Here is a 24,303-nt window from a genome sequence, read left to right on the forward strand (position 1 = left end):
CGGTCACCGTCGCTGTCCGAACGGAACGCCTTCGTATGACGCTTCACGGAGCGGTGCAAGGAGTGGGATTTCGCCCGACGGTCTACCGTCTGGCGACGAGACTGCGACTCGGCGGCTGGGTAAGAAACACGTCGGCGGGCCTGGAGATTGAAGTCGAAGGCGCGTCAGATTTTATTCAGCAATTTGTGACTGAACTCAGAACGGAACGGCCGCGGGCCGCAGTCGTAGGAGTTGAAGAGATGGTTCGTGTGGCACCCTCGGGGGCGAGCGGCTTCGAGATTCTTCCGAGCGACGATTCCCAGGAAAAGACGGGTGCAAAGAGCGCGGCCGTGCTGCCGGACCTTGCGACTTGCGAAGAGTGTTTGGCCGAGATCTTCGATCCGACGAATCGCCGCCATCTTTATGCCTTCACGAACTGCACACTCTGCGGCCCTCGCTACTCAATTCTGATTGGCATCCCATACGACCGACCGAACACGACGATGCGGAACTTCGAGCTTTGCAGGTCGTGTCGGCGCGAATACGAGTCACACGGCGACCGGCGGTTTCACGCGCAGCCGAATGCTTGCGCTGACTGCGGGCCGAGGCTTCGAGTGGTTCCAGAGACCAAGGAAGATCCTTTCGCGCACGTTGCCCGTGCATTAGCAGAGGGCAAGATCGTCGCGGTGAAGGGAATTGGCGGATTCCATCTGATGTTGGATGCGCGAGACTCCGTGGCAGTGAGGCGGCTTCGCGAACGCAAGCATCGCGACTACAAGCCTTTCGCGATGATGATGCCTTCGATCGAATACGTCCGGCGTCATTGCGATCTCAACGCGGCTGAAGAAGAGCTGTTGCTATCAGGGGCGTCCCCGATTGTTCTGCTGCGACCAAGCTCTGACAATGACTTTGCTCCTGAGGTGGCGCAGTCATCGTCTTGTCTTGGCGTCATGCTTCCAAGCTCGCCGTTGCAACATCTGCTGATGCGGGAGTATCCGTTTCCGGTTGTAGCGACCAGCGGCAATCGCTCCGGGGAGCCCATCGCTATCCACAATGAAGAAGCCCTCGCTCGGCTGAGCGGTATCGCCGATCTTTTCCTTGTGCACGACCGTCCGATCGAAAGAACGTGCGATGACTCTGTCGTTCGTGTGCTTCCCAGCAGGCAAGGTAATCGCTCTCAGATGCTTCGCCGCGCGCGCGGCTACGCTCCTCTGCCACTCTCCGTTACGGATGAACTTAGGCCTGTGCTTGCCGTGGGTGGGCATCTCAAGAACACAGTCGCCATTGCGATCGGGAGGCAGGTATTTCTCAGTCAACATATCGGCGATCTCGATTCGCTCGAGACGCGAGATGCGTTTCAGAGTGTTATTGATGACCTTTGCAGGCTCTATCGCTTTGAGCCGCAGGCAATCGTTTGCGATCTTCATCCAGACTATGCTTCGACGATCTGGGCGCAGAGGCGTGCGGGACAGCTTGGAATTGCTCTTGTGCAGGTACAGCATCATCATGCGCACCTGGCCGCCTGTGCCGCAGAGAATCGAGTGAGCGGTGACTACCTTGGTGTTGCGTGGGATGGCTCAGGTCTCGGTGAGGATGGGACGATCTGGGGCGGCGAGTTCTTCCATGTCCATCAAGATGGCTTCGATCGCATCGCTCATCTCCGGCCCTTCTCACTGCCGGGCGGAGAGGCCGCGATGCGCGACTGTTCGCGCTCGGCGGCAAGCCTGCTGTGGGAGATCTATGGGACCGGGCACGCGCACTTTTCAGAGGAGAATGGTGCGGGATCGCTGGCGCTACTGGAGAGTGGAGTGAATTCGCCGCAAACCTCCAGTGTTGGACGACTCTTCGATGGGATCGCTTACCTCTCAGGAGCGGCCGAAGAGAATCTCTTTGAAGGGCAGGCGGCGATGTGCCTCGAAGGTGCGATGGGTCGGATGCGAACGGATGCGAGCTACGAGATCAATCACAGAGATGGAGTGGGCGACTGGAGTTCGCTTGTCGAAGAGCTGCTGGCGGACAAGCGCTGCGGCATGGAGCTGGCGCTCATATCAGCCAAGTTCCATAACGCGCTCGCCAACTGGACTGTCTCAGTCGTTCGCGAGTCTGGCCATCGCAGAGTGGTGATGAGCGGAGGCGTCTTCCAGAACGCGTACCTGAGCAACCGCGCATCGATGCTGCTCGAAGCCGAGGGTTTCGAGGTGTTCACACATCATCTCGTGCCCGCGAATGACGGGGGGCTCGCGCTGGGACAAGCTTTCCGTGGAAGTCGAATCCTCGAAGGAGTTGCCTCATGTGTCTAGCGGTGCCGGGAAAGATCGTCAGCATCGTCGCCGAACCGTTCTTCGGTCTGCGTACGGGCAAGGTGAACTTCGGAGGCATACGGAAAGAGGTATGCCTGGACTACACGCCGGAGGCGCGAGTAGGCGACTACGTGATGGTGCATGTGGGGTTTGCGCTGTCGGTCGTGGATGAGGCAGAGGCCGGCCGCGTCTTCGATGCCTTGCGGGAGCTTGACCTGCTCGAAGAGTTGCAGGAGGTTCGAACGTGAAGTATCTCGACGAATACAGAGACTACGCGTCAGTTCAAAGAATGGCGGGGGAGATTCGCCGAGTTGCGACTCGCCCGTGGACTCTCATGGAGGTCTGCGGGGGACAGACTTATACGATCGTGAAGACGGGGTTGCAGGAGTTGCTGCCTGAACAGATCACGCTTGTTCATGGTCCCGGATGTCCGGTCTGCGTAACCCCCATCGCAATGATCGATCGTGCAATCGCGACGGCGATGCTGTCGAAGGTCATTCTGTGCTCGTTTGGCGATATGCTGCGAGTTCCTGGATCGACGCAGAGCCTGCTCGATGTGAAGGCGCTGGGTGCGGACGTGCGCATCGTTTACTCGCCACTTGATGCGTTGCAGTTGGCGAGATCAAATCCTCATCGTGAGGTGGTGTTCTTTGCCGTGGGATTCGAGACAACGGCACCGGCGAATGCGATGGCCGTCTGGCAGGCATCAAGGGAGGGGCTATCCAACTTCTCAATGCTGGTTTCGCATGTCCTCGTCCCACCTGCAATGGAGGCGGTGCTTGCCTCGCCTGACAGCCGGGTGCAGGCGTTTCTTGCGGCGGGCCATGCCTGCATGGTGACTGGTTATGAAGAGTATTTGGCGATCAGTGCGCGATATCGTGTACCTATCGTTGTCACAGGCTTCGAGCCGCTCGATCTGCTTCAAGGGGTGTTGCTACTCGTAAAGCAGCTTGAAGAAGGCCGATTCGAAGTGGAGAACCAGTACACACGCGCCGTTCGCCGCGCTGGAAACAGCGCGGCGCAGGAGCGTGTAAACGAAGTCTTCGAGGTGACGAATCGTGCCTGGCGTGGGATCGGAGAGATTCCATCAAGCGGGCTGCGGTTACGGGAAAACTTCGCGAGCTTCGATGCCGAACTAAGGTTCAACATAGCACTTGAAGACGCGGAAGAGTCGGGCGAGTGCATTGCCGGACTGGTGTTGCAGGGTCTGCAAAGACCCTATGATTGCCCCGCTTTCGGGAAGCGCTGTACGCCTGACTCGCCGCTCGGAGCGCCGATGGTGTCTTCTGAAGGCGCCTGCGCCGCATACTTCCACTTTGGAAGGAGGAAGGAAGATGATCAATCTCTCGTGTCCCTTGCCGCGGCCAGCTAAAGACCGGATACTGCTCGCACATGGCGGCGGAGGCAGGTTGACGAACCAGTTGATTGAAGATGTCTTTCTTCCTGCGTTCTCCAATGCGGCTTTGAACTCGCGCCATGATGGAGCTTTGCTCTCTGCTGGCGGTGCGAGGCTTGCGATGACGACCGACACGTATGTAGTTCAGCCGCTCATTTTTCCTGGAGGGACGATCGGAGACCTTGCCGTGAATGGCACGGTGAACGATCTCGCAATGTGCGGAGCAACGGCGGTCGCTCTGAGTGCGGGGTTTGTGCTCGAAGAGGGGCTTGCGATGGAAACACTTCAGACCGTCGTCGCTTCAATGCGCGATGCGGCACTTGTCGCGAATGTCCCCATCGTTACGGGCGACACGAAGGTGGTGGACAAGGGAAAGGGTGACGGAGTCTTCATCAACACGACGGGCATCGGTCTTGTTGTCGCGCCCACGTCGATTGGACCAGAGCGCATTCGTGCAGGCGATTCGCTGATCGTAAGCGGAGACCTGGGATCACACGGCATCGCGATTCTTTCGGTGCGCGACGGGCTGGAGTTTGAGGGCCCGGTGTTGAGCGATACAGCGTGCTTATGGCCGTCGGTGAATGCTTTGTTTGAGGCCGGGATAGACGTACATTGCCTGCGCGATCTGACTCGCGGTGGCCTGTCGTCGGCGCTCAATGAGATCGCGACCGTGGCAGGCGTTCGCATCACGATTGACGAGGCTCTCGTACCGATCTCGGATGTTGTTCGCGGAGCGTGCGAGATGTTGGGGCTCGACCCCCTATATGTCGCGAATGAGGGAAGGTTCGCCGTGTTCGTTGCGGAAGAAGATGTTGATCGTGCGCTTGATGTGATGCGGGGGCAAACTGTTTCCGCAGGCGCTTTGCGTGTCGGAACAGTGTACGAGCGGGCTTCAGGGATCGTTACGGTAAGAAGCAGAATCGGAGGTAATCGGGTGCTCGATATGCTCTCCGGGGAACAGCTGCCGCGCATCTGCTGAGTCAAGAGCGCCGCTTAGAAGGCGTAGTGGACGGCGAGGGTTGTGACATTGCCATGGAAGGCGCGTGGAGCCGTCAGGCCTATCGCTCCTCCTTCGCCATAGCCATAGTAGTTGTAGTCGCCCTTCCAGCTCCAGTTCTTAGCGAGGTCAATCGCGAAGCTGGCGTAGGGCGTTTGAAACTGCGATTGCAGCGAGCCTGGCACCTGCCGGATATTCGGCGCGTCGGCAGTCCCGTTCACCGACGTGGTGCGATATCCACCGGTGAAGTGAGCGCGCTTTACCGGCGATACCGTGAATCCGAGAGAGCCGTATTGCGTTGGAGCGTTGTAGTAGCCAGTGCTCAGCAGCGGTGTGGCGGCCGCAACGCAGACAGATGGTGCGACGCCTGCTGTAGGCGGGGCAGGCGTTGAGACATAGCACTCGAGCGTGCTGGAGAAGACATCGTCGTAGGAGTAGTTGAGATCGAGAGACCAGCGTTCACTCCGTGCGATGGTAGTGCCGAAGGAGAAGTCGCGATTGTGTTCGAGGTGGTTCACAGTCTGGACATTGTTGCGACTCTCGCGAAAGTTGAGCGTGCCTGAGAAGGTGAGCCAGGTCTGCGGTCGGTAGGTCGAACGAACTATATAGTGTTGCAACTGCCGCGGGCTGATGCGCGTGAATGACATGTCCGCGTACATGGCCTCGACGTTGAAGTTGATGCGCAACTTCGGGGTTGGCTTGAACGCGGCTCCGAACAGACCCCAGTTCTCGTGGATCGGAATGAAGTCGCCGCCTGCGTCCGTGATGATGCGACTGCGATACCTGTAGCCGGCGGAGAGCCTTAGCTGCGAGGTGGTCTCCCACTCCAGGATGAAGGTGTTGGTTTTGGTCTTCTGATTGAGGAACTGTGCATCGGCCGTTGTGGTCGTGGTCGTTGCCCCGGGAGCTATAAGCAACGACTTGCCGGTGTAGTCGACCTCTGTGAACGAGTTGACGCCGGGGATGCGGAAGTCCCAGAAGTGGAAAAGGTTGGATGCCGTGAGTTTGGGAGTGATCTGGTAGGTTGCGCCAAGGTCTGCATTTACATTGATGCGGCGGACGCGGGCCGATCCATTGATGATCGATTCACGAATTGCAGTGCGCGTCTCCAGGCCGTTGAACGTCTCGTTGAAGTGATCCAGGTTGCTGGTGGTGGCGCTGTACAAGGCTCGTCCGTTGAAGCTGAGGCGCGGAACGGATGCGCTTTGGAAACGAAGCTGTTCGGTCGGTGCGAGCGTGCGCGTGGGGGCGGATCGGTTGTAGCCGAGGAACGCATTGCAGGTAGGGTTTACCGTGCCATTCGCAAGGAAGGGCGTGGCACAGGGGGCCGCCCACACCGAAGAGAGATCAACTCCCAGAGCTACGGGTGTGCCATTCGATAGCTGGTAGTTGAGACCGGCCAGTTGCCAGTTGGTGTCGTTCTTGAAGCGCATCACGAATTGGTCGTAGCTGATGATTGTCTGCCGATTCAGCTTGTAGTCGAGGCCGGCGTTCCATGTGTCCGTCCCGTTGCGCCAGAACTGCATGAGCAGCCCATCCGCGCCTTCATGGATTGTGCTGTACGAAGGGCCTTCGCTGATGTTGCGGTTGTATCCGAGCCGGACGCTGAACCGGGCCAGCGGCGCAAGGGTCAAGGACAGGTCGGAGTTTCTCCGAACCGTGTTGAAGAGGTGGGGCGAGTCCAGCAGCGGTACATAGGGCGTCGATGAAGGAGGAATCAGCGGGTTGTCGAGAAGGTTGTAGTCGAAGTATTGGCGGTCGCGGCGGAAGTTGCCTCGGAACTGGTAGAGCTTCCCCTTCGCGACGTCCAGCAGCGTGACGCTGTTCGGATCTCCACCATAACCGAAGCTGTTGGTAGAGAGATGGTCGAAGAGCGGCGTGTTCTTTGGGTCGACGGTGCGCATCTCCAGCGAGAAGTTGAGAATTCGTGGGCCGGTCTGGGTATTCACCAGGGTGTCGTACATTGCGCCACTGCCGGACTGGCTTACGATGTGCCCACCCGTATCGACGGACTGGTGAATGGTGTAGCCGTAGCGAATGTTGTCCGTGGGAGTGGGCGCGGAGGCGTCCTTTGAAGTGGGCTGCACAGCGATGGGAGCCTGAGGGGGAGCGGCAATCTGAGAGATCGCGGGCCTGGGGAGGGCGATCGCGGCACAGAGAAGCGCAATCAAGAGCGTTGCGTGAGGAAGTGATGGTATTGAAGACGGCATGTTCATGATGCGGCACCTCCTCACTTCAGGAAATTGCTGTCGGCGTTTGAACCGTGGATCTGGGTGTGGCAGGTGTTGCACGCCTGGTATTGGTTGGCCATGTTGTGGAACGAAGGTGTGCCTGGAGCTGTGAAGTTCATCGATGCTGTATGGCATTGCAGACAGAGCGAGTTCACATTGTTGCGCGTAAGCAGGCGGGGGTTCGATGAGCCGTGGGGAAAATGGCAGGAGAGACAGCCTTCGGTCTTGATGTGCGGGTGCTCATACACAAAGGGGCCCATGGCGTCGGCGTGGCACTTCACGCAGACTGCGTTCTGGTCCGCGCTGGACTTCAGCATCTTGTCCTGGAGCGTGCCGTGCGGATCGTGGCAGTCGCTGCACTTCATCAAGCCTTCGTTTACCTTGTGGTGGAAAGGTTGCGAGAAGGATGCCTTGACGTCGGTGTGGCACTGATAACAAAGTTTCGGCTCTGAGACCTTCAGCAGATTGACTTCATTCTGGGGAGAATGAGTGCTGTGGCACGACGTACATCCCACACCAGCTGCGCCATGGGCCGTGCGGTCGAAGTTGGCATGCGTGCCCAGGTGACAGGCGAGGCACTTGGCGTCGACTACTTTCGAGGGTGCTTTGTCGAAGTGAAATATCTTTGTCGGGTCGCCACCGGATTCGACGTGCGCTCTGCCGCCACCGTGGCAGTTCTCGCAGGTGACGCCCTTGCCACCATGCTCCAGAGCCAGCGCGGCGTGCGGGTTGGATGCGAACTTTTTCGAGAGGTCGGCGTGGCATAACTCGCAGGTCTCTGACCCCACAAAGTCAGAGACCTTCATGATGTCGGTCTTGCTGTTCGTAATCGCTTGCGTAGCCGTCTGGGCGAGAGACGGCAGCGCGGCGAGCCCGAGGCTTGATGCGAGCGACGCGAAGACCAGCAGAAGACGCTTCATGGGACTCGCCAATGGAAGTTGCAAAAGCTCAATGCGCGTTGCGTTGAATGTACTCTGCGTGATGCGAGCTAAATGCGAGGGAGTGGTCAGGTGAGTCAAGTGCAACTATCTGCGCGTTAGAGCTGGATAGCTGAGCAATTGCGCTCACGTCAACCTATGCTGGGCAAAGAGGAGGCCTTAAGAGAATCAACTCCTTAGAGATCGCCATACAGAATGCTTCGGTTTTAGCGATTTGATTCTGCCGTCACCGCTGCCTCATTGCGTCGCTACTGCCCGTTGCCGTCGCTCTTTCATGTGACACATGAGAAGAAGAGATTCTTCTCATATCCGCGCTTAACCCGAAGTGGAAGCGTCGGTCAAAGCCGCACGTTTTCTGTGCGCCGCGTAGCGGGCGAAGCGCCTTGACGGACGCCGTAACGAAGGGTAGTTGGCCACGGGCACCGAGCATCATGAAGGCTGATTTCGGCTTCTCTTGAGGAATTGCGCCAAGACGAAATGGTGAGGCTAGACGATCAGCTCCGAACTGTGCGGAGTAATCATTGCGCAGCACGATCCTGATCAACGACCCGAAATTTCGTAGCGGAGGCATCATGCAAACAGCAGAATGTGGGTGCAATGAGCTGCAATCCGCGCGGGGTGTACCAAAGGGTGTACCAACTCAAGCACTTCACGAGATGACTAAACACACAGTTCAGCAAGTCTATTTTTTTGTGCAACTTATGGTGGCCCGGGCAGGAGTCCAACCTGCGACCTTCGCGTTAGGAGTGCGCTGCTCTATGCAACTGAGCTACCGGGCCACTTGTGGCTAGTTCCCGGGTGCCGCAATGAAAGGCCGCCGCTCCGGGTCTCTTTCAGTGTATCGCGACCGCCGCTCAAAGACCGAAGCGCAAGGCCGACCTCTGCGGCCCTGCGCTCCATCTCCTATTTCACCGCCGAAGCGACTGCATTGGCCAGAGTGGTCGTCGGCCTTCCCAGCAGCGTGCTCAAGTCCCGCGATTTGCTCTCCAACTCACCCTCTGAAGCGCAAACATCCGAGTGTGCCAGCATCTCCGCAATCGGAGCAGGTAGCCCGAACCCCTTCAACGCTCCGGCATACGCCTCCTCCGGCAGGTCTTGATAAACGACCGTCTTCCCGGAAGCCTTCGACACCTCAGCCGCCAGTTCGCTCAGGCTGAACGACGAATCTCCGGCCAACTCGTACACCTTGTTCTCATGCCCATCAGCCGTCAGCACCACTGCCGCAGCGTCCGCATAGTCCGCCCGGGCCGCGGCCGAGAAGCGGCCATCCTTCGCCGAGCCCAGAATCGCCCCATGCTCCAGCGCAGGCCCCAGGTTTTCCGTGTAGTTTTCCAGATACCATCCGTTCCGCAGAAATACATACTTCAACCCTGAAGCAGCGATCGCCTTTTCAGTCGCAAGGTGGTCCTTCGCCACAATCAGCTTCGACGTGTCCGCCCCCAGCACGCTCGTATAAGCGATCAACTTCACACCCGCTTTCACTGCTGCGTCGATAGCGGTCTTGTGCTGCTTCACCCGCTCCTCGCCCAGCACGTTGCTGCTGATCAGCAACAGCTTCTCCGCTCCGGCAAAGGCGGCAACTAGCGTCTCCGGCCGCGCATAGTCCGCTTCGCGCACCTGAACGCCCAACGACTTCAAGCTCGCTGCCTTCTCCACACTCCGAACCGCAGCCACAATCTCTCCCGCCGGAACTCGCTCCAGCAGCGCCTTCACCACAAGACTTCCCAACTTCCCGGTTGCTCCTGTCACTACGATCATCGTGAATCTCCCTTGTTCTTGATCAGCGTTTCTGTCTCAACATCCAGCCGCATCCGCGGCCACAGGAAGAACTCTACGCCCCAAGCTAACTTTCCGTAAGTACGTACCTTAATGTAAGCTACTTACATGGAGACTACATCGCGAGTCCTGGCCTCGCGCCAGAGCCGCCGTCGCGGCAATGTATACGATGCCAACTGCCCCTCACGCATCGTGCTCGACCACGTCACCTCCCGCTGGGGAACTCTCATCCTTCTCGTCTTGCTAGACGGCACCCACCGCTTCTCTGAGCTCGCCCGAGCCATTGGCGGTGTGAGTGAAAAGATGCTCGCCCAGACCCTCCAGACCCTTGAAGCCGATGGCCTTCTTATCCGCACTGTCTACCCCACCATCCCCCCGAAGGTCGAGTACTCGCTCACCAAACTTGGCACCGAAGCCGCCCTTCAGGTCCGCACGTTGACCAACTGGGTAGAAGAAAACGTCTCCACCATCCTCAAACTTCAATCGAAACGTGCCAGCTAACTCACTCTCCCCAAACCTGCCGGCACCCTGAGCGCAGCGAGGGCCCCCCACACCGCCCACACACCTACAACCGCCCGAACCTTCAGCCGCCATCGCCAAGCGTGTCTCAAGGCCCCGGTGGTAAACTTACCAGCGGAGCAATAGCCAAATTATGCCGCCCATCCACCGCAGACAAACCCCCACAGTCAACATCGGCGGCATCCTCACCGGCTCCTCCGCCCCGGTCGTCGTACAGTCGATGACCAACACCGACACCGCCGACATCGAGTCCTCGGTCCAGCAGATCGCCGCCCTCGCGCGCGCCGGCTCCGAGCTCGTCCGCGTCACGGTAAACAACGACGAAGCCGCAAAGGCCGTCCCGTACATCGTCGAACAGCTCGCCGCCAAAGGTTGGAACACGCCCATCATCGGCGACTTCCACTACAACGGCCACCAGCTCCTAGCCAAGTATCCCGACTGCGCCCAGGCCCTCGCCAAGTACCGAATCAACCCCGGCAACTGCTCCATCGGCCGCAAGGATGACGACAACTTCCGGACGATGGTAGAGGTCGCGGTCAAGCACCAGAAGCCAGTGCGCATCGGCGTCAACTGGGGCTCGCTCGATCAGGCCCTCCTCACCAAGATGATGGACGACAACTCCAAGCTCTCTGATCCGCTGCCCGCACGCGACGTCATGATGGAAGCCATGGTCGTCTCCGCTCTCGACAACGCCGCCGCCGCCGAGCGCTACGGCCTCCGCCGCGACCAGATCATTCTCTCCGCCAAGGTCTCCGGCGTCCGCGACCTCGTCGACGTCTACACCGAGCTGGCCCGTCGCACCGACCACGCCTTGCACCTCGGCCTGACCGAAGCCGGCATGGGCATGAAGGGTATCGTCGCCAGCACCGCCGGCCTCTCCCCACTCCTGCTCGCCGGCATCGGCGACACCATCCGCGTCTCGCTCACCCCCACACCCGGCGGCGACCGCTCCGAAGAAGTCCGCTGCGGCCAGCAGATCCTCCAGTCCCTCGGCATTCGCAGCTTCATGCCACAAGTCACAAGCTGCCCCGGCTGCGGCCGAACGACATCGACGTATTTCCAGGAGTTGGCAGAGCGCATCCAGTCCTACCTCGTAGCCTCCATGCCCGAGTGGAAGCAGCAGTACCCCGGCGTCGAAGAACTCAAGCTAGCCGTCATGGGCTGCATCGTCAACGGCCCCGGCGAGTCCAAGCACGCCAACATCGGCATTTCGCTCCCCGGCACCTTCGAAGAACCCAAAGCCCCTGTCTATGTCGATGGAAAGTTGTTCACGACGCTCAAGGGCGACCGCATCGTAGAAGAGTTCCAGGTCATTCTCGACGAGTACGTACAAAAGCGCTACGGCCACGCCCTGATCGAAACCCTCGTCGAAGTCTAACCCCCAACATTTCAACGAAACCTTGTCATCCTTCGCCGAAGGCGGAGGATCTTGCTTTTATTCTGGCCTTTTCCTTTTGGTGTCATTCCCGAAAGAATCTCTGTCTGCAACCGCAGGGGTACCTCCGCAGCGCTTTCAGTGAACAGTAACTTGATGTGTCGGCTCAAAGAGTGTCCGGTCAAAGCCATACGCCAGACGTATCTGCTTCTCAGGGCAATACAGCGCATACACAACCTGGTTCTCTCCCTTATCGAGAAGGGCATCAAAAGTCAGCCTTATCTCCCCGATGGATCCTTCTGCTCCAAGCGCATCTTCAGGATGCTCTATTGATCTCTGCAGGAGACCCGCCTCCGCATCGTCCTGCCAGCGAGCGCGAGTCTTTGCCGGATCCGGCCAGGACCACTCCATGCTCGATCCCCACCTTACGACCCCCGTCCTCATATCGCGCAGCGGGACCTTCGGATATCCAAGATTCACCACTCCCCGAAACTCCAGCTCAATGAAGAACTCGAAGCTGTAAAAGTTACCTGGCGGCCTTTCCGGCAAGGATTTCGCGGGTGTCTTCGCCTCTGTCGCCGATGGAACAGATCGCTCGCTCGATGCAGTCTGCAAGCTGGCGCTGACTGGCGGTACAAAAGTGAGTGGCTTGGCTGCCTCCTGCCGGCTCTTCAGAAACTGCAACACGCTCTCAATGATTTTCATCTGTGCCGCCCCTCGAAGACTCTTTACCCATCCCCACTCATCGTTTACTTCGCCCCCGGCGGTCCTCCAAAATTAAAGTTCACCAGCACAACCGTCTCCGCCTTCCGCACCACCCCATCCACAACATACGGCTTATAGCGCCACTGCTTCACCGCATCCACCGCCGCCGCCCGTAGCAGCGGAGGTCCGCTCACCACTGTCAGGTTGGTCACCTCACCCTGCTCCGTAATCAACACGTGCAGGGCGACGGTTCCGGCTATATGCGCGGCCTTGGCCACCGCCGGATAGACCGGATCAACCTTGCTCAAAAGATTGCTCGCGGCGACACCCCCGGATATCCGCGACACATCCAGAGCCGTACCCGCGGGAGACGTCCCCAGTTGCCCAAACACACCCTGCGTCGACGCCGTCATCATCGCCAGCGCATAGCCTTCCTCCACGGTGCATCCCGCCGCCGGATCGATCGGCTTCCCCATGAAATCCATCCGCTGCGTGCCCACCTTAGGCAGCGCGATAGTCGGAGTTGCAGGAGCCGCAATCGTTCCAGCCGCCATCTTCTCCCGGTACGCCTTCTGCTGCGCCCTCAGCCTCTCTCCTGCAGCCGACCAGTCCGGAATCAGCATCGACGCCTTGTCTTTGGGTGTCCGGCACACCGTGGCATTCAGCGACCTGAATCCGGTCTCCGTAAGCGCACACGTCGCCTCGCAGCTTGGCGGTACACCGCACTCCGCGTGCAGGTCGTCTTTCTTGCACGCCTCATACTTCGAATACTGCCGCACACACGCTCGTGCCGTCTCTCCGCACATCGGGGCCACGCGCTCATTCATTGCCGCATACAGCCCCATCGCCTCCGCCACATCCTCCATTCCCGGCTCTGTCTTCGGAGCGATGGCAACCTCAAGGAACGCCGCCCGTTCCTTCACACGCTTCGCCAGCGCCGCGTAATCGGTCAGACTCTCCTTCAACTCCGCGTACTCTCCGTCAACCTGCGCCTGCCTCGCCGGATCCGCCGACGGCGCTCCCGGCGTGCACCCCTCGCACACCGGGCGAAGCTTTAACACCAGCGTCCCTAACGCGGACTCCATCACCGCTACCGACTTCTCCCGGAGGTAACTGAACCGGACCTCACCTGGATGTTGGTCTGGAATCAAACCCGAATTCCCCGGATCGATCGGCCCGAAATGCACTACCCCCGCAGACACCAGCAGGACTCCCGCAACCGGTGCCTTCGGCATCTCACTGCCCGCTGACTTCAGAATCATCGTTCCCACCACCGGCCAGCAGATTCCCTCAAACTTCACCGCCGCGTCCGATGCCGCTGACTCTCGCTGCTTGCACGGAAACACATAGTGATAAACCCCAGCCGCTTCCGTATACCGGATCGCGCCGTTGTTATAGAAAAACACCGGCTCCTGTGCCCGTGAGTTAGCCGACCCACCCACTCCGGCCAGCAGGGCTATCACCGCTCCGGCAACCCATCTGCGAATACCACCCGCCATGCATCCTCCGTCGAAGACCAGGGCCCGCAAACTACTGCCAATATCGTCCACCGAGCATCGCACCCGGCCCCGGCCAGGTCAACCGTTTTCACTCCTGCCGTCCTCGATCTGCGGAACGGAAACACCATCAACCGGAGCGCAACGCCGGGTGCCCCATCCATGCAGCTTTATCGCATGGGTGGGGCATTCGTGCGGAGTACGAACCGCCTTCCTTCCTTAGCCACCAACTCCGAAAATTTCCGCACCAATCCGCAAAAAATATAGACACGAGGCGTACTCCGTGAAATACTAAAATATAAAGCTAAAAAGATGCGCGGCGAATCACAGCCTGGCACCCTCAGCTACTCGGCCCCGTCACAGAAGCCTTGGTATACCACCAACTCGCATGTTCTCAATATCTTGCCCCATATCATGGGGGAGGGGGATACAACGTGATGACCATCTCTGGCTCCGACAACGACTTCCTGGAAGAGTTTCCCGAAGGCGCACCTACTGCCGCCGAAAACGACGCCTTCTTCCAAACCCGCTTCCAATGCCGCCACATCTTCACTCAGGGCAGGCGCTGCGGCAGCGCCTGTCTCCGAGGAGAAGACTTCTGCTACCACCACCACACCACCCGCGTCCCCATCTACAACGCTCGTCAGCGCCGAGCGCGCCAATCGACAGAACTCGGCACCTCCGGCCTGCTCAATCTCCCCATGCTCGAGGACCGCGCCGCCATTGGTCTCGCCGCCGGACAGATCCTCCACGCCGTCGCCGCCAACAACATCGACCTCCGTCGCGCCGGTATGATGCTCTACGCGCTGCAGATAGCCAACTGCGCCCTCCCCCGCCACACAGCGAACTTGCCCGCAGAAAACACCACCGAAGCTGAGCCGGTCGATCTCATCACCCACGACCCGGACCTTGGCATCCTCGCCCCGCGTTCAGAGTTCCAGGATCCCGAAGAACCCGAAGAGCGCCCCAGCTTTGCCCGCAGTCTCCTCGAAAACATGCAGCAGCATCAGGAGATTATGATCTCCCGCAACCGAATCAAGGAGCTCGAAGCTCGCCTCAGCACCTACGAACCCGTCACCTCCACCGTGAACCTCGATGCCAGCGCGCCCTCTGCTTCTATCGAGGAACCGGGTGCCCCATATCTGGCAGCTTCATCGCCAGATGTGAGTCTTCCACCACAGAAACCGGGCGCTCCACATCTCGACTCTGAGATGTGGGTCTCAGGTCCACCACAACCCTCGGGTCCCCAGATACCCTCTAACCACCATGCCCACCACTCCGGAACAAGACCCCCGCGTCTACTTTGCCGCCGAACGCACCTTCCTCGCCTGGATCAGAACCGGCCTCGGCCTTATGGGCGTAGGCTTCGCCGTAGCCCGCTTCGGCCTATTCCTTCGTCAGATGCAGGCCTCGCAGGCACACGCCCCAATCCATCAGTCAGGAATCTCGGTCCTGTCGGGCACAGCCATCGTTTCTCTCGGAGTCATCGTCCTGATCGCGTCCGTGGTCCAGCATCTCGTGCTCATCCGTGAACTCAGCACCGGCACATGGACCCCCGGTCGGAGCTCCCGCAACGCGATCATCCTCGCCACGCTGCTCGCTCTCGTTGGCGTCGCTATGGCGGTCTATCTTTTGATCATTCGGTAGATATCTTGCGGCTTTAGGCCCGGCCCACCCGGCCCTGAACGTGGCTCGTCCCTAAACGTTGCTGGTTAGCGACGTTCCAATCGTCGTGAACGCGGTTCCAATCTTCGTGCTCAGTGTCTTCATCGACGCCACCGCTCCGAGGCCCACGAGCGCAGCCACCAGGGCATACTCAATCAAATCCTGCCCCGCCTCATCGCGCAGAAAACGCCGCAGAGGTTTCTGGAAAGCCTTGAAAGTGTTTCTCAAATCGATTGCGTATCGGAAGGACATTGTCGACACCGTCACTTGAACCTGAATGGAATGAATGCTTTCCCATCATCAAGCCGGTACCGGAGTAACGAATATCCCACAAAAGTACGTTAGAGTCTCATGCTCATAGGTCATGGAGGAACCCTAAACGGAGCTTGTAAGGGTTGTCCCAAGACTTCCGAAGAAGGTTCCCAGGCTGCTCGCCAGGCCCTTCATCGTCGCTACAGACCCGAGCGCGATGAACGCGACGATCAATCCGTACTCGATCAAGTCCTGCCCGCTCTCATCCGCCAGCAAGCGGATCCAGACTCTTGCCGCCTCGGATTCTGTAATGCCATTCTTCAAGCTAACGATCAATGTCATCATAGAGCAGTCCGTTCTCGTCCGGGGTGTCTAACCCTTCAATCATCGGCCGCCGTACAGCCTCTGACGATCCCCCAAATGTCTCATTTTTCAGTAGTCTGGGTCTCATTAGCATCGCCCCATCCCTTTCCTCCTTGAAGTAGATAGAAGGGGAATCGAGTGGAAGATTTTCCAGCTATGCCGATATGAGAGATTGAGAAGATTCTCGCTGGCTGCGCTAAGGTGTGGGGTATAACTGTCTCCCATTATTTGCTTGCCGTCCATACCGGAAAGACTGCCGAACGCGAGTTCTGATCGGCAGGTGGCTTGCATTGTTCTGGATACAGATGGGATTTCGCTCTCTGCTTGCGTGAGCGATTCGGGAGAGGTCTCTTTGAAGGGCGGCTATCGGGTGCAATCAAGGGGAGAGCGGAGATCGGAAGGGGCCCGACGGGATCTCCTGGACACCCTTCTGGGCGCTGCTCGTCTGGTCTTCAAGATCCCCTCGGGTGCACGGCTATGCGCGGTATTGTCGATGTTGTGCATGCTGCACACGTCACAAGCGGTAGCTCAGCGGTTTACATTCCAGAACTTCGCGCAACGAGACGGTCTCCGCAACTTGAACTTCAATTGCCTGCTGCAGGAGGACAACGGCAGCCTGCTGGTGTGTACGGAGTTTGGACTCTACCAGTACGACGGATCGAGGTTTGAGCTCGTCCCGACTGTGGAGGGATCTTCCTCTCCACTGATTCAGGGACTTGCGGAGGACCTGGCGGGTCGAATCTGGATAAGTACGCCGGAGCGGCTGCTGTATCGCGATCGATTCGGGGTCCACAACGTCGGCCCCGCAGGCATGAACCTGAAGATCGATCTGCGGACGCCAATTGTCGTGACGCCCGGAGATCCGAGCCAGGTGTATTTCATCAGCCAGCATCGATTGATGCAGGCGCGCACACACGACGGCGGCGGGTCGTGGCAGATCGTGGAGGCTTATGACGAGGCGACGCTCGCTCGGTACCCGATGCTGGCAAAGGTCAAGGGTGCCTATGCAGACCGGGAGGGACACCTATGGGTCGGATGCGACGATGAGCTTTGCGAGACGGGCCATGGCGGTGTGACGCGTTGGGGACGGGCGCAGGGTGTTCCGGCCGATGAGTGGTCGGCGGTCCTGGAGGACCATCGCGGAAACGTCTGGGCGCGTGGGGATCATCACATCGTGCGACTTGGAATGCAGGCCGCGCAGTTCGTATCCGAGGACAAAAACGTACCGCCGGCGGTATTGGAGCTTCGCACGCCCGTCCTGATTGAAGACCCGCAGGGACGGATTCTGACGAATACGGCAGATGGGCTGGCGCGATGGAGCCAGGGAAGCTGGACGGTATTCAACAAGAAGAACGGCCTCCCCGGTGGGCTGGTGCAGACGATGCTGTTCGACCGGCAGGGTTCGCTTTGGTTTGACGGTGGGAAAGCGGGGCTGCAGCGCTGGGTCGGCTACGACCAGTGGGAGAACTGGACAACGGAAGACGGGCTGGCAAGCAACCTGATATGGGCGATCATGCGCTGCTCGGGGGGCAGGCTGTGGCTGGGCACGGAGTTGGACCTGGAACGGATGGAGGCGACCCTACAAGGGCGGGAGCTGCAGCGGGTGGGCGACCACCTTCACGTGCGTCGGGTGCAGAGCATCGCGGAGACTGCGGACGATCACCTATGGATTGGCAGCGACGACGGAAGCATTGTGGAGTTCGATGCAGAGCGTTCGAGTTCCAGGTTGCTTCCGGGCAAGAGAAATGTGTACCAGGTGCTTGTGGACCGCGAGGGCCGGGTGTGGGTGCTTACGGCGAGCGGACTTTTCTGGGTGGATCGAAGCGGCGGAAGGAGGGAGTTGCGAACGCCACCGGTAGACGAAGTGCCGGCGACACGATTCTTCCGCGCTGTGCAGGACGCATCGGGCGCGCTGATCTTCACGTCGGAGGAAGGGATCTTCAGGCTGGCAAAGCAGCACTGGAGCCACATCCAGATGCCCGCGTCATACAAGTCTGGGTACAACACCCAGGTTGCTGTGGGCAAGGGCGGTACGGTGTGGATCTCGGGTACGTCGCCGTCACTGATACAGGTGCGGATCGATGGAGACAAGGCAACAGAGGTGAGCGAGGCGTCGGTGCCGACGCTCGCATCGGCGAACGTGTACCTGATGGCTTCGGATAAGCGGGGCTGGCTCTGGGCGGGGACCGACTCCGGGATCGACGTTTTTAACGGAACGGAGTGGCGACACGCAGGAGAAGAGGATGGGATGGTCTGGAATGACACCGATACCGGCGCGTTCCTGGCGGATGCGGATGGATCGGTGTGGATCGGGACGAGCGGGGGACTGTCCCATCTGCTGCATCCTGAACGGCTGTTTTCGACGGAGCCCCTGGATGCGCAGCTGAGCCAGGCGAAGCTGGGTGCGCTGGAGTTGAAGCGGGGCGTTCGAAGCACGGTGAACTGGGGCCACTATCCGCTGACATTTCATATTTCATCTGCGGATTTTGCCCGGGGACAGGCGATCCGATATAGCTATCAGCTATCCGGGGTTGACGACGTCCCGCAGGAGACGGAGGGGCATGATATTCGCTACTCCTTCGTCCCGGATGGGCGTCATCGGTTGGTAGTGACTGCGGTAGACGCAGCGAACCACCGCGTCTCGGAGCAGCAGGTGCTGGAGTTCGTGATTCGCCCTCCTTGGTGGCGCACGCCGTGGTTCTTCGCACTAGCGGCCCTTGGATTCGCCGGGCTGATCATCGGTGCGTGGCGCTGGAGTAACCGGGTCACGCTGGCGCGGAGATATGCCCTGGAGCGACAGGTGAAGGAGCGGACGCGGGAGCTCGAGGAGAAGAATGCATCGCTGCTGGACGCCCGCGCGGCGTTGATGGAGCAGGCGACGCGGGACTCGTTGACGGGGATATTGAATCGCGGGGCGATCCACGAGCTCCTGCAGCAGGAGATTGAACGGGCAGGGCGCGAGAAGCAGTCGCTGGTGGCTGTGATGGCGGATGTGGACCACTTCAAGCGGATCAACGATATCTACGGGCATCAATGTGGCGACTCCGTGCTGCGCGAGGTGACCCAGCGTCTGCGTTCGGCGATTCGGGCTTACGATTCGCTGGGGCGGTACGGTGGGGAAGAGTTCCTGATCATCATTCCGGGTCTCGGAGATGCCGAGTCTGTGAGTCTGATCGAGCGCATCCGAAAGATCATCGAGGACGAGCCTTTCCTTTGCGGCGATGCGAGTCTGCGGGTGACGTCCAGCTTCGGGGTGGCCTGGCTGGGAGCGGGCGATGACCTTGAAGCATTGATTCACGCGGCGGACCAGGCGCTCTACCAGGCCAAGGCAAACGGGCGGAACCGGGTGGAGTTCGCCGTGACCGACGCGGGGATCAGGGTTCAAGCCGGCGCTTAAAACTTGTGGAACATAAAGAATGCTCCCGCGATGAGACAGCCGAAGGCGGCGAGGTGGTTCCAGTGAAGTCGGTCGCCGAAGTAAAAGACGCTGAATACGCCAAAGACACTGAGGGTGATGACCTCCTGGATGACCTTGAGCTGGTCGGGCGAGAAGGTTCGCGCGCCGATGCGGTTGGCAGGAACCTGCAGGCAGTATTCGAAGAAGGCAATCGACCAGCTTACGAGGATGACCTTCCACAACGAGACCTCCTTGTACTTCAGGTGGCCGTACCAAGCGAAGGTCATGAAGATGTTTGAGCCGATGAGAAGAATTACAGTCCACATGTTCGCTTAGATGCGTTTCGCAATCAGATCTGAAGTGCGGCGTGGCGGATGCGGCTCCGGGTATAGTGTTTGTGTTCGTAGATCGCGAAAAGGCCAGTCGTGAATCGATTTTTCAAGAATATTGCGTGGACAGTTATGGCGGCGGGTTGCTGGGCCGGTGTCGTTGTAGTCGGACAACCACCGTCGAGGACACCGCATGTGAATGCGCCGGAAGGCGTGATTCCGCGCATGCCGGGCGATGGGGCGGGAGCGTTCGCTACCGGCCGTTACAGGAATCTCTTTGCGGAAGAGGGGAAGTCGCCGGAGGAGATCAGAGCGAAGGTTGACCGGGCTTTTCAACAGCTCTTTCATGGGGATGGGCAGTGGGAGCGGGTGTACTTCGAGACGGGAGCAAATGCGAATGGGCCGCTGGGTTATGTGACGGATTGGGCCAATAACGACGCTCGTACCGAGGGCATGAGTTACGGCATGATGATCGCCGTACAGATGGATAAGAAGCGCGAGTTCGACGCTCTCTGGAACTGGTCGAACACATACATGCTAATCACCGACCCCAGGAATCCGAACGTCGGGTACTTTGCGTGGTCGATGTATACCGATGGAACGCCGAAGGCGACGGGCCCCGCTCCCGATGGCGAGGAGTACTACGCAATGGCTTTGCTGTTCGCGGCGCGGCGGTGGGGCAATGGCAAGGGGCTCTACGACTACCAGGCACAGGCGGAGAAGATTCTGCGGCTGATGCGGCATCATCCGGTGTTGACTGCTACAGGGCCGTTCCGAATTCATCCGGAAGACCCGCCGTTTGTGTATGACGAGTCGAAGTTCCATAGCCCGAACAAGACGGAGAAGCTCCGGGCCGAGGCGAAGCTGGCCGAAGAGTTGAAGGCGCAGGGGAAGACGCCGCCGGTGGCTCTAGGGAATGCATCGAATCCGGTGCGGACGACGACGGTCGGGCCGATGGTGGATGAGGCGCATTCGATGGTGCGGTTCGTGGCGGACGTGAATGGGGGATTCACCGATGCTTCGTATCATCTGCCCGCGTTCTACGAGTTATTTGCGCGATGGGGACCAGCAGAGGACAAGGACTTCTGGGCGAAGGCGGCGGACGTGAGCCGGGAGTTGTTCAAACGCGTGACGGGGCCAACTACTGGTCTCTCGCCGGAGCGGAGCAACTTCGATATGACTTCGATGTTGGACTGGACGGGTGGAGAGATGCCGTTCAGCTATGACTCTTGGCGGACGGCGAGTAACTGGTCGGTAGACTATAGCTGGTGGAAGAAGGATCCGGATGAGGTAGTGCTGAGCGACCGGATACAGGGCTTCCTGGTGGGACAGGGGATTGGCATATTTGCAGACCAGTACACCCTGGCAGGGAAGCCGCTGTCGACGCGGCACTCGACAGGGATGGTGGCCGCGACGACGGTGGGAGGATTGGCGGCTACGCGAGGAGCGAATGAGAAGGCGTTTGTCGAGGAGCTTTGGCAGACGCCGATTCCGGCGGGGGACCAGAGGTACTTCGACGGGATGCTTTATCTGATGAGTCTGCTGCACTGTAGTGGGGAGTTCCGGATTGTTGATGGGCCGCAAGGGCGGTAAGTTTTTTGTTGCGAAGGGGTGGAGCTGCTGGCATCTCTGCGGCGGTGTACACACTTGCTTTCCAGTGGGTGCGTGATACTGGTTGGATGGCAAAGAGTGTTAAGGCAGTGAAGCGCGCGAGTAGCGTCAGGCAGAGTGCTGGGCTGCTGATGTATCGAGAGCGATCGGGTGGGGTGGAAGTCTTTCTGGCGCATCCCGGCGGACCTATCTGGGCGAAGCGGGACAAGGGAGCGTGGACGATCCCCAAGGGGCGCCATGAAGGGGCGGAGGCGCCGCTGGATGCTGCGAAGCGGGAGTTCAACGAGGAGACCGGATTCGTGGCCAAAGGGCCATTTATTGAGCTCGGGTCGGTGACGCAGAAGAGCGGCAAGGTGGTGACGGGATGGGCGTTCAAAGGGGATTGCGATCCGGCGAAGCTGATCAGCAACACCTGTGAACTGGAGTGGCCTCCTCGGTCGGGAAAGATGATCGAGATCCCGGAGGTGGATCGAGGAGCGTGGTTCGGGCTTCCGGCAGCGCGTGAATACATCCGTGAAGAGCAGGTAGCGCTGGTGGATGCGCTGGAGGCTTTGCTGCTGCGAGGAATCTGAGGGGCCTCGATAGGAGAAGGCGCGGACAGCTGCCGCGCGGGCAACGGTGTTTGGTTGCTATCTTGTTACCTATTGCTTTCGGGCGGAGGTCGCAGCTTTGTATCAACCAGAGACTTACGGTGTGGCGCTGACCTTTATGGTCGCCACGATGCTTTGCTGGGGATCGTGGGCGAACACGCTGAAGCTGTGCCCCGGATACAGGTTCCAGTTGTTCTACTGGGATTATGTGGGCGGGCTGCTGCTCGGAAGCGTGGCCTGGGGGCTGACGCTGGGGAGTTTCGGAGCGACGGGCAGCTCTTTTCTCAACGGCATTACGAGAAGCGGGACTGAGCCAGTGCTGTGGGCGATGGCTGGCGGCGCGGTCTTCAACGTAGCCAATCTGTTGCTGGTAGCCGCGATCGATATCGCCGGGCTGGCGGTGGCGTTTCCTGTCGGAATCGGGCTGGCGCTGGTAATTGGCGCGGTGAGCAGCTACATCCTGTCGCCGAACGGGAATCCGTGGATGCTGTTCGGCGGGATCGCTCTGGTTGTCGGCGCGATTGTCTGCGATGCGATTGCGTATCGGCTGCGCGAGGCGACGCGGGCATCTCTAAGTACGCGCGGCGTGGTGATCAGTCTGATCAGCGGCGTGTTGATGGGGAGTTTCTTTCCGCTGGTGTCGAAGGCCATGTCTGGAGTGCATGGCCCTGGGCCTTACGCTACGTGCTTCTTCTTCGCGATAGGCGTGGCGATCTGCGCGGTGCCAGTGAACCTGCTGCTGATGCGGAGGCCTCTCGATGGCAAGGTGCCGGTGGCGATGCGGGAGTTCTGGTCGGCGCGACCGGGATGGCATATGGCGGGCGTGCTGGGCGGTGGCATATGGTGCACGGGCGCGGTGCTGAACTTTGTGGCTTCGCGAGCGGAGGTCGTGGGACCAGCTGTGTCGTACTCGATTGGGCAGGGCGCGACGATGGTCTCGGCTTGCTGGGGTGTGTTTGTGTGGCGGGAGTTCGCGGGGGCTCCGGCGAAGGCGAAGAGCTACCTCGGGTGGATGTTTGTTCTGTTTGTGTGCGGGCTGGCGCTGGTGGCTTTGGCTCCGCTGTTTCACGGTGTGTAAGGAGGATTGGATGGAGCGGAAGTCGATCGTAGTGGTGGGAAGCATCAACATGGATATGGTGGCGAATGCGGCAAGGATTCCGCTGGCTGGGGAGACGATCTCTGGCGACGGGTTTGCGACGCATCCCGGTGGCAAGGGGGCGAACCAGGCGGTTGCTGCGGGACGGCTCGGAGCTGCGGTGAAGATGATTGGACGCGTGGGTGAGGATGCGTTTGCGGCAGAGCTGCGGGCGAGTCTCGAAGGCGCGGGTGTAGACACATCTGGGGTGAAGAGCGTGGCGGGGAGCTCCGGGGTCGCAGCGATCGTGGTGGCGGCGAGTGGCGAGAACTGCATCGTGGTGGTTCCAGGGGCGAATGGGACTCTGCGGCCCGAAGACTTAGATGAGCACGTTGAGACGATCCGGTCGGCAGGGGCGGTGCTGGCGCAGCTGGAGATTCCGCCTGAGACGGTGAAGCGGCTGGCTGAAATGTGCCATGAGGCAAAGGTTCCGTTCGTCCTCGATCCGGCCCCGGCGCGGGAGCTGCCAAGGTCTCTGCTGAAGTTGGTGACATGGTTTACTCCGAACGAGACGGAGGCGGCGTTTTATGCGCAAGGCACGCAGGCTGGGGATGACGCGGAGAACATCGCCCAGGCGCTGCTTATGCTGGGTGTGAAGAACGTGGTGTTGAAGCGCGGGAGCGAGGGATTTCTGTTAGCGACGGCGGGAGGATCGTTGGAGGTGCATCCAGCGTATACGGTGACGGCAGTGGATACGACGGCGGCCGGGGACGCATTCAATGGGGCGTTTGCGATGGCCCTGGTCTCCGGCAAAACGCCGGTGGAGAGCAGCCGGTTTGCGGCCGCTGCAGCGGCGGTTTCGGTGACACGACGGGGTGCGCAGCCCTCCATGGCGACACTCGAAGAGGTGGATGAGTTTCTGGCTGAGCTTCCTTCGTAAAGCGGTATGTGCGCGGATGGTGCAACTGTTGAACAAATGCAGGATATCCACATTCTGTAGTGTTGCTATTTCATTAAAACGCTATATAGTCGATTTATTCCACGGTCTCTCAACAGCGATGTTGAGGGTGAAAAGGGAATCCGGTGGGAATCCGGAACTGCCCCGCAGCGGTAAGCAGGTACGAACGTCGATGATGACACTGGGTTGAAAGACCTGGGAAGTCCGGCAAGTAGGGTTGAACCTGCAGAGTCCGAAGACCTGCCTTGGAATCATTTGCTAACGCCTCCGAGGGGAGACGAGGTGGCAGAGTTTTGGATATGAGAGTGTTCGCGACGCAGCGAGCCTCTTGGGTGCGGACTCTGTTTCTTC

The 24,303-nt window shown here is 59.6% G+C and carries 21 protein-coding genes, 1 tRNA gene, 1 pseudogene and 1 riboswitch; of the genes and pseudogenes, 13 read left to right on the forward strand and 10 right to left on the reverse strand.

Going from position 1 to position 24,303, the window contains the following annotated elements; genetic code table 11:
• The first annotated feature begins 35 nt into the window (after positions 1-35).
• The 4 genes from hypF to hypE are packed head-to-tail and all read left to right on the forward strand — an operon-like array spanning position 36 to position 4,654.
• The gene (gene hypF / locus HDF16_RS22630) at positions 36-2,279 is read left to right on the forward strand and encodes a carbamoyltransferase HypF (protein ID WP_184222050.1); all 2,244 of its coding nucleotides are present in this window, start codon (positions 36-38) and stop codon (positions 2,277-2,279) included.
• A complete protein-coding gene (locus HDF16_RS22635; protein ID WP_184221928.1) occupies positions 2,270-2,527 on the forward strand; it encodes a HypC/HybG/HupF family hydrogenase formation chaperone in 258 nt (85 codons plus the stop codon). Before hypF ends, HDF16_RS22635 begins: the two co-directional genes overlap by 10 nt.
• Complete coding sequence (gene hypD, locus HDF16_RS22640; RefSeq protein ID WP_184221929.1) at positions 2,524-3,651, forward strand: hydrogenase formation protein HypD; 1,128 nt, start codon at positions 2,524-2,526, stop codon at positions 3,649-3,651. Before HDF16_RS22635 ends, hypD begins: the two co-directional genes overlap by 4 nt.
• On the forward strand, positions 3,614-4,654 hold the full coding sequence (gene hypE / locus HDF16_RS22645; RefSeq protein WP_184221931.1) for a hydrogenase expression/formation protein HypE: 1,041 nt from the start codon (positions 3,614-3,616) through the stop codon (positions 4,652-4,654). Before hypD ends, hypE begins: the two co-directional genes overlap by 38 nt.
• Positions 4,655-4,668: 14 nt before the next feature.
• Here hypE and HDF16_RS22650 read toward each other — a convergent pair whose 3' ends face one another.
• From HDF16_RS22650 to HDF16_RS22665, 4 genes are all read right to left on the reverse strand, one after another.
• The gene (locus HDF16_RS22650) at positions 4,669-6,888 is read right to left on the reverse strand and encodes a hypothetical protein (RefSeq protein WP_184221933.1); all 2,220 of its coding nucleotides are present in this window, start codon (positions 6,886-6,888) and stop codon (positions 4,669-4,671) included.
• A gap of 14 nt (positions 6,889-6,902) precedes the next feature.
• On the reverse strand, positions 6,903-7,823 hold the full coding sequence (locus HDF16_RS22655; protein ID WP_184221935.1) for a DmsE family decaheme c-type cytochrome: 921 nt from the start codon (positions 7,821-7,823) through the stop codon (positions 6,903-6,905).
• Between the two features lie 720 nt (positions 7,824-8,543).
• Positions 8,544-8,620 (reverse strand) — tRNA-Arg (locus HDF16_RS22660).
• A gap of 124 nt (positions 8,621-8,744) precedes the next feature.
• The gene (locus HDF16_RS22665) at positions 8,745-9,599 is read right to left on the reverse strand and encodes an SDR family oxidoreductase (RefSeq protein ID WP_184221937.1); all 855 of its coding nucleotides are present in this window, start codon (positions 9,597-9,599) and stop codon (positions 8,745-8,747) included.
• Positions 9,600-9,725: 126 nt separating this feature from the next.
• Here HDF16_RS22665 and HDF16_RS22670 point away from each other — a divergent pair, with 126 nt between their 5' ends.
• Positions 9,726-10,118, forward strand: a complete 393-nt coding sequence (locus HDF16_RS22670) for a winged helix-turn-helix transcriptional regulator (protein WP_184221939.1) — start codon at positions 9,726-9,728, stop codon at positions 10,116-10,118.
• Between the two features lie 151 nt (positions 10,119-10,269).
• Complete coding sequence (gene ispG / locus HDF16_RS22675) at positions 10,270-11,514, forward strand: flavodoxin-dependent (E)-4-hydroxy-3-methylbut-2-enyl-diphosphate synthase (protein ID WP_184221940.1); 1,245 nt, start codon at positions 10,270-10,272, stop codon at positions 11,512-11,514.
• Between the two features lie 135 nt (positions 11,515-11,649).
• On the opposite strand, the gene HDF16_RS22680 is transcribed toward ispG, so the two are convergent.
• The 3 genes from HDF16_RS22680 to HDF16_RS22690 form a co-directional block, all read right to left on the reverse strand.
• Positions 11,650-12,216 (reverse strand): hypothetical protein, encoded by a 567-nt coding sequence (locus HDF16_RS22680; protein ID WP_184221942.1) that lies wholly within the window; start codon positions 12,214-12,216, stop codon positions 11,650-11,652.
• Positions 12,217-12,260: 44 nt separating this feature from the next.
• Complete coding sequence (locus HDF16_RS22685; protein WP_184221944.1) at positions 12,261-13,715, reverse strand: energy transducer TonB; 1,455 nt, start codon at positions 13,713-13,715, stop codon at positions 12,261-12,263.
• A 341-nt stretch (positions 13,716-14,056) separates the two neighbouring features.
• Complete coding sequence (locus HDF16_RS22690; protein WP_184221946.1) at positions 14,057-14,611, reverse strand: hypothetical protein; 555 nt, start codon at positions 14,609-14,611, stop codon at positions 14,057-14,059.
• A 454-nt stretch (positions 14,612-15,065) separates the two neighbouring features.
• Here HDF16_RS22690 and HDF16_RS31645 point away from each other — a divergent pair.
• Together HDF16_RS31645 and HDF16_RS31650 are read left to right on the forward strand one after the other, a co-directional pair.
• Positions 15,066-15,179 (forward strand): annotated as a pseudogene (locus tag HDF16_RS31645) (hypothetical protein); the annotation flags it as partial.
• 36 nt (positions 15,180-15,215) lie between these two features.
• Positions 15,216-15,359: a hypothetical protein gene (locus HDF16_RS31650; RefSeq protein ID WP_348641399.1), complete on the forward strand. Its 144-nt coding sequence runs from the start codon at positions 15,216-15,218 to the stop codon at positions 15,357-15,359.
• A 51-nt stretch (positions 15,360-15,410) separates the two neighbouring features.
• Here the strand turns inward: HDF16_RS31650 and HDF16_RS22700 are convergent, their stop codons facing one another.
• Positions 15,411-15,605 carry a Flp family type IVb pilin gene (locus HDF16_RS22700; protein ID WP_246409723.1) on the reverse strand — a complete coding sequence of 65 codons (195 nt, stop codon included), beginning with the start codon at positions 15,603-15,605 and terminating at the stop codon, positions 15,411-15,413.
• A gap of 147 nt (positions 15,606-15,752) precedes the next feature.
• A complete protein-coding gene (locus tag HDF16_RS22705) occupies positions 15,753-15,974 on the reverse strand; it encodes a Flp family type IVb pilin (RefSeq protein ID WP_246409726.1) in 222 nt (73 codons plus the stop codon).
• Positions 15,975-16,494: 520 nt separating this feature from the next.
• Here HDF16_RS22705 and HDF16_RS22710 point away from each other — a divergent pair.
• Positions 16,495-19,389, forward strand: coding sequence for a ligand-binding sensor domain-containing diguanylate cyclase (locus tag HDF16_RS22710; protein WP_184221952.1), 2,895 nt, complete (start codon positions 16,495-16,497; stop codon positions 19,387-19,389).
• Here HDF16_RS22710 and HDF16_RS22715 read toward each other — a convergent pair.
• A complete protein-coding gene (locus HDF16_RS22715; RefSeq protein WP_184221954.1) occupies positions 19,386-19,715 on the reverse strand; it encodes a DMT family protein in 330 nt (109 codons plus the stop codon). The genes HDF16_RS22710 and HDF16_RS22715 overlap by 4 nt on opposite strands.
• A 99-nt stretch (positions 19,716-19,814) precedes the next feature.
• Here HDF16_RS22715 and HDF16_RS22720 point away from each other — a divergent pair, with 99 nt between their 5' ends.
• From HDF16_RS22720 to rbsK, 4 genes are all read left to right on the forward strand, one after another.
• A complete protein-coding gene (locus HDF16_RS22720) occupies positions 19,815-21,311 on the forward strand; it encodes a glycosyl hydrolase family 8 (RefSeq protein WP_184221956.1) in 1,497 nt (498 codons plus the stop codon).
• Between the two features lie 86 nt (positions 21,312-21,397).
• Positions 21,398-21,901: an NUDIX domain-containing protein gene (locus tag HDF16_RS22725; RefSeq protein WP_184221958.1), complete on the forward strand. Its 504-nt coding sequence runs from the start codon at positions 21,398-21,400 to the stop codon at positions 21,899-21,901.
• Between the two features lie 97 nt (positions 21,902-21,998).
• Positions 21,999-22,997 (forward strand): GRP family sugar transporter, encoded by a 999-nt coding sequence (locus HDF16_RS22730; protein WP_184221960.1) that lies wholly within the window; start codon positions 21,999-22,001, stop codon positions 22,995-22,997.
• A 10-nt stretch (positions 22,998-23,007) separates the two neighbouring features.
• Positions 23,008-23,934 (forward strand): ribokinase, encoded by a 927-nt coding sequence (gene rbsK / locus HDF16_RS22735; protein ID WP_184221962.1) that lies wholly within the window; start codon positions 23,008-23,010, stop codon positions 23,932-23,934.
• An 85-nt stretch (positions 23,935-24,019) separates the two neighbouring features.
• Positions 24,020-24,214, forward strand: a riboswitch (cobalamin riboswitch).
• Positions 24,215-24,303 lie beyond the last annotated feature (89 nt).

It is taken from the genome of Granulicella aggregans (assembly GCF_014203275.1).
In the GTDB taxonomy this organism is placed as follows: domain Bacteria; phylum Acidobacteriota; class Terriglobia; order Terriglobales; family Acidobacteriaceae; genus Edaphobacter.